This window comes from uncultured Enorma sp. (genome assembly GCA_905210055.1).
Taxonomy (GTDB): Bacteria; Actinomycetota; Coriobacteriia; order Coriobacteriales; family Coriobacteriaceae; genus Enorma.
The window spans coordinates 1-9,730 of the sequence record CAJLVH010000064.1; the positions used below are offsets into that span (position 1 = coordinate 1).

At 63.9% G+C, this 9,730-nt stretch carries 7 protein-coding genes and 1 pseudogene; 4 read left to right on the forward strand and 4 right to left on the reverse strand.

Annotated elements, in window-relative coordinates; all coding sequences use genetic code 11:
* Positions 1-1,385, reverse strand: a pseudogene (locus tag QZ079_RS05430) (hypothetical protein); the annotation flags it as partial.
* Between the two features lie 8 nt (positions 1,386-1,393).
* Positions 1,394-2,095, reverse strand: coding sequence for an ABC transporter ATP-binding protein (locus tag QZ079_RS05435; RefSeq protein ID WP_291290365.1), 702 nt, complete (start codon positions 2,093-2,095; stop codon positions 1,394-1,396).
* A gap of 221 nt (positions 2,096-2,316) precedes the next feature.
* Here QZ079_RS05435 and QZ079_RS05440 point away from each other — a divergent pair, with 221 nt between their 5' ends.
* Entirely contained in the window at positions 2,317-2,937 is a 621-nt protein-coding gene (locus QZ079_RS05440; protein WP_291288403.1) for a TetR/AcrR family transcriptional regulator, read from the forward strand.
* 158 nt (positions 2,938-3,095) lie between these two features.
* Here QZ079_RS05440 and QZ079_RS05445 read toward each other — a convergent pair whose 3' ends face one another.
* Together QZ079_RS05445 and QZ079_RS05450 are read right to left on the reverse strand one after the other, a co-directional pair.
* Positions 3,096-3,653 carry a GNAT family N-acetyltransferase gene (locus tag QZ079_RS05445; RefSeq protein WP_297036075.1) on the reverse strand — a complete coding sequence of 186 codons (558 nt, stop codon included), beginning with the start codon at positions 3,651-3,653 and terminating at the stop codon, positions 3,096-3,098.
* Positions 3,650-4,342, reverse strand: a complete 693-nt coding sequence (locus tag QZ079_RS05450; protein WP_297036077.1) for a TetR/AcrR family transcriptional regulator — start codon at positions 4,340-4,342, stop codon at positions 3,650-3,652. The genes QZ079_RS05445 and QZ079_RS05450 overlap by 4 nt, the downstream gene beginning before the upstream one ends.
* A 149-nt stretch (positions 4,343-4,491) precedes the next feature.
* Here QZ079_RS05450 and QZ079_RS05455 point away from each other — a divergent pair, with 149 nt between their 5' ends.
* The 3 genes from QZ079_RS05455 to QZ079_RS05465 all read left to right on the forward strand — a co-directional run.
* The gene (locus QZ079_RS05455) at positions 4,492-7,074 is read left to right on the forward strand and encodes a YhgE/Pip domain-containing protein (protein ID WP_297036081.1); all 2,583 of its coding nucleotides are present in this window, start codon (positions 4,492-4,494) and stop codon (positions 7,072-7,074) included.
* A complete protein-coding gene (locus QZ079_RS05460; protein ID WP_297036084.1) occupies positions 7,071-9,257 on the forward strand; it encodes a YhgE/Pip domain-containing protein in 2,187 nt (728 codons plus the stop codon). Before QZ079_RS05455 ends, QZ079_RS05460 begins: the two co-directional genes overlap by 4 nt.
* Positions 9,258-9,405: 148 nt before the next feature.
* Positions 9,406-9,730, forward strand: a 325-nt coding sequence (locus QZ079_RS05465; protein ID WP_297036087.1) for a hypothetical protein, incomplete at its 3' end; no start/stop codon positions are given.

Here is a 9,730-nt window from a genome sequence, read left to right on the forward strand (position 1 = left end):
CCCGCCGTGTCGGCAGGCAGATTCGCCACCTCTTCGATAATGCCGCAGAGCTGTTCGTATGCTTCGTATGCCGGGTCTTCCGCCGAAGGCGCGCCCCCTGGGAAGAGCTCGGTGAGCTTGTCTTCGAGCACCGACGTCACGAACGCAGGTTTCAGGAAGGCCTCGGGGATTCCACTCACGAGCTCCTCTGCATCAGCGAGCTCCGACAGCGCACCAGCGATCGTCTCGATGCCCGCCTCGATCTTAGGACGGAGCGCGACGCCCTCCTCATAGGCAGCTTCTCGGGCGGCGTACTCCTCCTGTGCAGCGGCAAGCTGCGCCTGCCCGTCTGCGATCTGCTGCTGCGCCGCAGCGAGCTCCGTCGCCTTCTCGTCATACGCCTCTTGAGCCGCCTCGAGCTGCTCCCTCCCCGCGGCGATCTGCGCCGCGCCATCGGCGAGCTCGGACGCGGCCTCCGTCGTCTCACCCTCGAGCTGCTGCTCGTTTGCAGCGATCTGTGCGGCGCCGTCGTCGAGCTGCGACCGCGCGTCGCTAAGCTCGGCTTCGGCATCCGCAAGCTCTGCATACCCCGCATCGACCTCCGCCTGGCCGTCGTCGATGGTCGCCTGGTTTTCGGCGCGAAGAGCAGCAAGTCTCACACCTGGCTGACCTGCCAGCAAATCCTCAAGATCGTCGCGGTGCGCATGAACAAGATCTGCGTACTCATCCGCATAAGGATCGACCCCACGCGTGTCTTCAAACGTCAAGCGCGCTGTCATGTAAACTTTGGAATCGAACGTTTCGGGAATCACGACGGCGTAGCCCGAAAGCTCGCCCGAACCCGCTGTCGAAGCGCCCATGTTCACGCCGCTGATGATCTCGGACGAGGAGACAAAGCCCACCACTGTGAACGTGTCGCGCGTAAGCACCGTATCGCCCTGGGCGTCGGGCTTCTCGTCGAAGGTCACCGTGTCGCCGATGGCATACTCGCCCTGCGAAAACGAATCGAGAGCAATCTCGTCCGGCGCTTGGGGAAGCCGCCCCTCCACGACCTCGTAGCGCGAAACGCGCTCCGGGAGGGATTGGATGCGATAGCTCTCGGTTGTGCCGTCGACCACGGCATCTTTGAGATACCCGTATTCAACCTCATCGATGCCGTTCGCCTGCTCGATGAGCGCACAGTCCTCGTCGTTCAGGCCGAAATCTCCAATGACGAGGATGTCCGCCGCGTCAAGCGCGTCGAAGTACGCGCGCCCCGTCGCCCGCATGTCTGGCCCCGTAACGAAGAGGCCTACGAGCGCGAACGAACCGAGCGCCATAAGCCCTACGATAGAAAGAAAGCGACCCATCGAGTGGCGTATCGAGCGACGGATGTCGAGCCAAAGAGCATGTCTGCGCTGTGCCATCGCTCCTCCTACCACTCAACCGTCTCGATATCTGCCGGATGCTCATGCATCTCGATGGATTCGACGCGTGCGTCGCGCATGCGAATCACGCGGTCTGCAATCGCGGCGATAGCGGCGTTATGCGTCACGATGATGGTGGTCGCCCCGTGCTTGCGGCACATGTCCTGCAAGATCTTGAGCACCTGCTTGCCCGTGCGGTAATCGAGCGCGCCAGTCGGTTCGTCGCACAGCAAGATCTTGGGATTCTTTGCCACGGCGCGTGCGATGGCCACGCGCTGTTGCTCGCCGCCCGAAAGCTGCGCGGGGAAGTTGTCCATGCGATCTTGAAGCCCCACCATACGCAAGACTTCTGCCGGGTCGAGCGCGCCGGGCACGATCTCCGCCGCGAGCTCGACGTTCTCCTTTGCGGTGAGGTTCGTAACGAGGTTATAGAACTGGAACACGAAGCCCACGTCAGTGCGGCGGTACGCCGTGAGCTCGCGCCTCGTGCACTGCGCGATGTCGCGTCCGTCAATCACCACGCGCCCCTCGCTTGCGGTATCCATGCCACCGAGGATGTTCAGCAGCGTCGACTTGCCGGCGCCCGAGGCGCCGAGGATGACGGTGAGCTCACCCTGTTCGATCGTAAAGCTCACGTCGTTATTCGCCACGACCTCCGCGGCGCCCGTCTGGTAACGCTTGTACTCATGTTCAACTTCGATATATGACATGCAGCCTCCCGTGCGAAGCGTCTTCATGCAGCCCGTATGCGGCGCGATGCAGCCGCGCCGACCGCTTATGGTCTTCCCCGTCCACAAGAAAATAGACAACGTGTTGATTATTTTTGAGCCATGCCGTAGCATGCCCAGAAGAACGCCATAATGAACAGCTTCGGCTCAAGTGTTCAGACAGCCTGCTTGAGCTAGGCATTTCGCGAGACATGGGAGCGATCATGGCAGATAAGCGCATCGACGCCACGCGCGCGAAGATCAAGCGAGCCTTCACCGAACTCGTAGCCGAGCGCGGGCTCGACCGGCTCTCCATGAGTGACATTGCCCGACGGGCAGACCTCAACCGTGGTACGTTGTACCTGCATTTCACCGATAAATTCGACATGCTCGCGCAGTTCGAGAACGAGGCGCTCGAGAGCATCTTCCACATCCTCTTTGACAACCCCGAACGCGAACCTGCCGGGGCAACGTTCGATCCCGCGCAGTTCATCCCGAGTGAGCGCCTGCTCGCCGCGCTCCGTTTCGTGCAGCACGACGCGGCGTTCTTCACCGCGCTCACCGGCCAAGGCGGCGACCCGCTCTTCGCCGAGCGGCTCAAGGAGGCACTGGGAGATCACCTCATTGAAGAGGCGGAGCGCGTCTCGGGAGGAATCGCGAACATCGAGGGGGTCTCCACCGCCTATGCGCGCGAGATCGCACTGGGAAGCATCAACGCCATCGTCATGCTCTGGCTGAAAAACGGCGCACAAGAGCCGGCGGAACACATCGCCCGCATCATCGATATCGCGAAGCGCACCGCTCCGCTCGATTTGCTCGACATGCCGCGGCAAGCCGCTTCATAGGCGCCCGCGCGACAGCCTCCTCTCCTTATTGCGTATAAAGCATAGAAAGTCTCAATAAGAGCCGCTTGAGACGCCCTTATTGAGACTTTCTACGCTTTCTGTGCAGTAAGGGGCGCGCCTCTTTGGAAACGGACGCCACGTCACATGGTTGCATGGCGTCATCCCGCATGGTGCCAAGCTTCCGCATCCAGGCGCTGGCAATGCTCGATACGGTGCTCGCCCAGCAACGACACGTCTCGCTCGGCGCTGAACTGATGCACGAACCCGAGCTTTTCCTGGACGCGGCGTGAGCGCTCGTTGCCATCGTAGTAACCCGCCCAAACCGCGTGTATCCCCTCGTCCTCGAACGCATAGCGGAGGACTTCCGCAGCAGCCTCCGTGGCATAGCCGCGCCCTTGGAACGGGACACCGATCCAATAGCCGAGCTCTGCCTCGTCGCTTCCCCCCACCAAATACGAGTCGTCTTCATGCTTTAAGGCAACCGCGCCGACAAGTGCGCCCGTTGCCCGCTCCACGATAGCGAAGCTGTCGGGCACGGCAAGTACCTGCTGAATCACCGCACGGCTCTCCTCAACGCTCGCATGAGGCGGCCAGCCCGCCCGAGGCCCAACGCGAGGGTCACGCGCGAGCTCGAACAACGCCGACGCGTCATCGAGGCACCACGGCCGCAGCTCAAGCCGGTCGGTTGTAAGCCGCTCTTGCTTCAATTGCATCATCTCCTACTCCCGCAACACTTTTGACCCCGTCCCCAAAGTGTTGCATCCACCATGCCGTGCAGGCCGAATTCCGCAAGCGTCGAGGCCGTGCGGGCAAGCTCGTCGGGCGTGCGGCCACAGCCCTCGAGCATCCAGCAACGCAGGAGCGCGAACAGGCCGCCCAACACATAGGCAAGGCACGCCTCCTGCTCGCAGGCGGGGATGATGCCGTCGAGCAGTCCGCGCTCCGCGATCTGCCGGCTGAACGCATGGCTCAGGTGCCGGTACAGTACATCGACGGGCACGCGTTCCACATAGCGCCGGTCGCGCTCCATGCCCTCCGAGATCGTCTGCACGAGCACCGCGAAGAACGCGGCGAGCGCCCGCTCTCGCTCGCCAGGCTCCACGCTGTTTGGCACCGCCCGTTCCACTTCGTCGAGCACACGCGCGGCAAGTCCGTCCGTTATCGCAGCAAGCAGTCCGTCGATGCTTCCGAAATGCTGATAGAACGTCTTCCGGTCGACATCCGCCTCCTGCGCGATGGCGCTCACCGTGATGCGCTCGAACGGTCGCGTGACGAGCAGCCGCTCGAATGCGGAAACGATGAGGCGTCGGCTCCGCACCGCACGCCTGTCCATGCCGTTCGCCATCACATACCCCCGATCTGTGGAATAACCCTCGGAACGCCCCTCTTCGTTGCTTACCCACATATCTTATTCCACATATGAGGATTATTCCATAACTGGGTACTATGAGCGCACGACGACTGCGCAGGGCGTGGCGCGGGCGCCGTGTACGTCTCGCAACGCGCCGCACGCCTCCCCGCCAGTCGCAAACCCTCATTACCCAAGGACCGCCCATGCGCACCGCACTCAGCATCTTCCGCCGCGACATCCGCCGCATCATGCGCAGCCCCGTCGCCGTCATCGTCACCGTAGGCGTCTGCATCATTCCGTCGCTCTATGCCTGGATTAACATCCTCGCCAACTGGGATCCCTACACCAACACCTCGACCATGCCTGTCGCCGTGGTCATAGAGGACGAAGGCGCACAGATACCCGGCATGGGGAACATCAACGCAGGCTCCATGGTGCGCGACCGCCTTGCCGAAAACGACCAGCTCGCTTGGACGTTCGTGCATGAAGAGCAGGCCGCGCTCGACGGCGTACGCGCGGGCACATACTATGCTGCATTCGTGATACCGAGCGACTTCACGGCATCGCTCGCCCGCGTGCTCGACGGAGACGCCGATCCCGCACATATCTCGTATTACGTGAACGAGAAGGCGAACGCGATCGCCCCGAAAGTGACCGATACCGGCGCCACCGAACTCGAAACGCAAATCGCGAACGAATTCACACGCGTGGCGAGCGAAGCGGTTTCAGAGCGGCTCGGAGCGGCCGCGCGCTCCTTCACGACAGAGACGCAGACGGCGCACGAAGCCCTGGGCAACTCGATTGAAGACGCCAGTACGCTGTTGAACGACCTCGCCGATACCCTCGACGACGCGGGTATCGCGATCGCGTCCTCGCGCGAAGCGGTGGCCGAAGCGAGTGCCACCCTCGATGACCTCGGCTCGGCGTCGCAGCGCCTCTCCAACAACCTCGACCGCGCGCTGGAAGACCTCGGCACGACGCGCGAGCACGCCCAGACCTCGCTGACATCACTTTCCCAGGCCTTGAACGAGGGCGCGAGCTCCATCGCTGGCATCGCAGCGAGCGGCTCATACGATATCGGAGCCATCGCCGGAGATATCGGCTGGGCACAGGGAAAACTCGACGGCGCACTCTCCGAGATTCGCGCATCGCTCGGCACCCTCGCCTCGCTCAAGGAGACGCTTCAGCAGGTGCGCGACGAGATAGCCGGCGTCGCGCCCGAGACGGATGCGGCGAAAAGCGCGCAGGAAGACATCCTTGCGATGCTCGATGACGCCATCACGAGCCTCGATGCGTTCACGCAAACGCAAACAGCCGCGCTCGACCGCCTGCAGGCGGCAGCGGACAACATCGCGGCAGGCGCGGAAAACGCACGCGGCCTCTCGAGCGCCATCGCCGAGGCGGCGAGCGCAGGGGCTGAGGGGCTCTCCGACCTCTCCTCCGCACTCGCAAGCACCACACTGCCAGAACTTTCCCACGCCCTCGACAGCTTCGCCCAAGCGGGCGGCAGCGCGCAAACCGGGGCCGCGAGCGCGTCGAGCATGATCGAGCAGGCACGCGGCACGCTTTCCAGCCTCGACGCGGTACTCGAACAGGCCGGGGCCGCGGTGTCGGCGACAGCGGAGGGTCTGCGCACGAGCGCTCGGACGCTAAACACCGTCGCACGCGACCTCGACGCGCTTTCAAGTGCCTGGACGTTGCAAGAGCTTGAAGAGCTCGGGAACATCGACCCCGACGACATCGCCTCGATCATGGCGGAACCAGTCGCACTCGACGCGCAGCCGGTCTTCCCGGTCGCGAACTACGGTTCGGGCGTCGCACCGTTCTATACGAACCTCGCCCTGTGGGTAGGCGGCTTTGTGCTCATCGCCATCTACAAACTCGAGGTCGACGGAGAGGGCATCGACTCCGCGACACCGCGCGACGCCTTCTTCGGAAGATGGCTGCTCATCGTGACGATCGGCATGGTGCAGGCGCTCATCTGCTGCACGGGCGATGTTCTCATAGGCGTGCAGTGCGCAAGTCCGCTCGCGTACGTGGCGGCAGGCATCGTGGAATCGTTCGTCTACGTCTCGATCGTCTTCTCGCTCGCCATCGCCTTCAAACACGTGGGCAAGGCACTTGGCGTGCTCCTCGTAGTGCTGCAAATCCCCGGAGCCGCCGGCACCTATCCCATCGAGATGATGCCCGGCTTTTTCCAGGTAATCCACCCCTGGCTCCCCTTCACCTACGGCATCGCAGCGATGCGCGAGGCGGTCGCGGGCTTCTATGGATACACGTATGCCGCAAGCATCGCGGCGCTCCTCGCCTTTCTTGCGCCCGCAGCGATCGTCGGCCTCGGCCTGCGGAGCCATCTCGTGAGCTTGGGCGCGCTCTTCGACCGGAGGCTCGCCGAAACCGATTTCATGGTGAGCGACCACCGGGGCATCGCGTCCGGCACCCGCGGGATGGAGCGGCTCGCGAAGATGCTGCTCATCGAGCCAGAAGCACGCCGCCGCGTACAGATGCGCGCAAGCCGCTATCTTCAAACCTACCCGCACCTCCTCAAGCGGGGCGTCGCCGCGCTCGTCGTCATCCCCATTGCGCTGCTTGCGCTCATGTGTATTCTCCACCGCACCTTCGACTTACTCATGCTGTGGGTCTGCTCGCTCACGGTCATCTCGGCCTACCTCGTCGCCGTGGAATACCTGCGCGACCGCGCGCTCCGCATCGAGCTGCTCGCCCAGCTGAAACCCCATACCCTCCGAAGGCTCGCGCGAAGCGGCCGAAAGGCAGGTACACGATGAAGCATATACTCGCCCTCCTGCGACGCGACGGTCGTCGCGCCTATGCGAACGCCATCACCATCGTGGTCATGGCCGGTATCATCGCCGTCCCCTCGTTCTACGCATGGTTCAACATCGCGGGGAGCTGGGACCCGTACGCCAACACGCGTGACCTCAAGGTCGCCGTCGCCAACACTGACGCCGGCTACGACGGTGAGCTCGTGCCCGTGCACGTCAACCTTGGCGAGCGCGTAGTGGCGGAGCTCTTGCAGTCGGAAAGCATCGGCTATGTCCCCGCTTCAAAAGACGAGGCGCTCGAGGGCGTGCGCGCCGGCACATATTATGCCGCCGTCATCATCCCTGAGGACTATTCCGCTTGCCTCATGAGTGCGTTTTCCGCGAGCCCCCGGCGAGCGCAGATCGTCTTCGTGCAGAACGAGAAGGCGAACGCCATCGCCGAGATCGTCACGGACAAGGCGGGAACGGCCGTGGAGCGCGATATCGAGACGAGTTTCGTCGCCGCCACGACCGACGTCGGAACGGCCGCGGCGACAGAACTCGCCTCCTCGCTCGACGATGGAGACCTCGCGACCATCGCGACGCGCCTCGAGGCCGCACTCGGCGATGCTGCCCGCGAACTGCGCGCCGCCGCGGAAAACGCCCGCGCGTATGCAGAGCTCACGGCCTCGACGCAGGCGCTTCTTGCGGGCAGCACGGAGACGTTCGACGCCGCGACAGACCCGCTGCAAGATGCGGGCGACGCTCTCACCAACACGGCGGACGGCATGGAGGACGTCTCGGGGGCGCTCGACGAGGCAACGACCTCCGTCGACGATGCCCTTGCCAACGCACACGAGCACCTGGGATCGGTATCCGCCGCCGTGGACGATGCCTTCGAGGACGCCGGGCAGCAGGCGAGCGACTTGGCAGACGGCCTTTCGAACGTGAAGGCCGCCGTCGACGACCAGGCGTCGCAGCTCTCCGACCTTGCGGAGTCGCTCTCGGCACAGATCGCCGCCGCACAGCGGCTCGAGAAGCTACTCCCCGAAAACAGCCCCAGCCGCGCTGCCGTCCACACCGCGATCGCCGCGCTCACCGGCATCGAAGACCGTCTAAACGACTTACAGAGCGAGCTCACGGAGCTCTCTTCTGCGCTCGAGGCGACTGCGCGAGATATCGCGCAGGGAACAGCGAACGTACAGACGGCGCGCGAGAAGCTCGACAACCTCATAGCAGACGCGCAGGCGGGCATCGATGCCGCACGCGACGCCTATGAGGACGGTGCGAGCGAAGCTCTCGCGGGACTCGAGGACGGGGCGCGCGACGCCGCCGCGACCATCGCCACGCTGCAAGGAGATGTCGCCGCGACGCTCGCCGCCGTCGACGACGCAACGAGCACGACCGCAGGCGGGCTCGATGCGTCCGCCGATTCGCTCGATGCCCTGCAGGAGCGTCTCCACGCCGCCCTCGCCTCCTCCGACCTTGAGCAGGTTCGCGCCATCCTTGCCGCAAGCCCCGCCTCGCTCGCCTCCTTCATGGCGCGGCCGGTGCGGGTCGAGCGCACGGCAGTCTTTCCCGTCGAGAACAACGGCTCCGCCATGACGCCGTTTTACACGACGCTTTCGATATGGATCGGCGGCGTGGTACTCGCCGCGCTCGTCCGCGTGCGCCCGAGCGAGCGCGCACTCAGGGAGACCGGCTGCACCGCAACCGAAGCCTACCTGGGACGACTTGCGCTCTTCGCGGGCACCGGGCTTCTGCAGACGACGCTCATCTGCGCGGGCAACATCCTGTATCTCGAGGTACAGTGCGCGCATCCCGTCCTCTTCCTGCTGGCGGGATGGGTCGCCTCGTTCGTGTTCGTGAACATCATCTACGCGCTCACTGCCTCGTTCGGAGACGTGGGCAAGGCGATCGCCGTCGTGCTCATGGTGCTCCAGGTCGCAGGGTCGGGCGGCACGTTCCCCCAGCAGATGCTTCCCGCAGGGTTCCAGCTCATCTATAGCTGGTTGCCGTTCGTACATGCGGAAAACGCCATGCGAGCCGCGATGTTCGGCATATGGAACGCCGATTTCTGGATTGAGCTCGGGCTCTTGGCCGCCTACCTCGTGCCCGCGCTCTTACTCGGCCTCGTGCTGCGCCGACCCGTGATGCGCCTTACCGCCTGGATGGAAGACGAGCTCGAAGCGACGCAGGTGATGTAGGGGGCTGACCCCGCGTCTGCGCTTGAACTTCAAACAGAGCCCCCTCCCTATTTTCCTCGTCGTACGCCCGCCTATGGGGTGACGTGTTATGCTGGGGTTGCCCGTCATCGGCGCATTCCATCAAGGCGAGCTATCAAACGGGGGTCGTATGCTTACCGACGCGGAGCGCAGGCTCATCCAGAAGTACTATCTGCTGCCCAAGCTGGGACGGAAGGGCTTTGGGATCATCTTGGCGCTCAGCGTCGAATGGCTCTTTCTGAACATGCTCGACGACCTCGTCTTCCACAACCCGCAGCCGCCCTATCTCGCCGGCTGGATCGCCTATTTCGCACTCGTGATCGCGCTGACGGTATTTTGCTGCTATGCGTACCTCTCGGCCGCCTACGGCATGAGGAAGCCGACGTGGAAAACCATAGAACGGAAGCGCGCCGCGGCACGCAAGCAGGCGCGTGAGCAGGCGAAGGGAGCCGCGG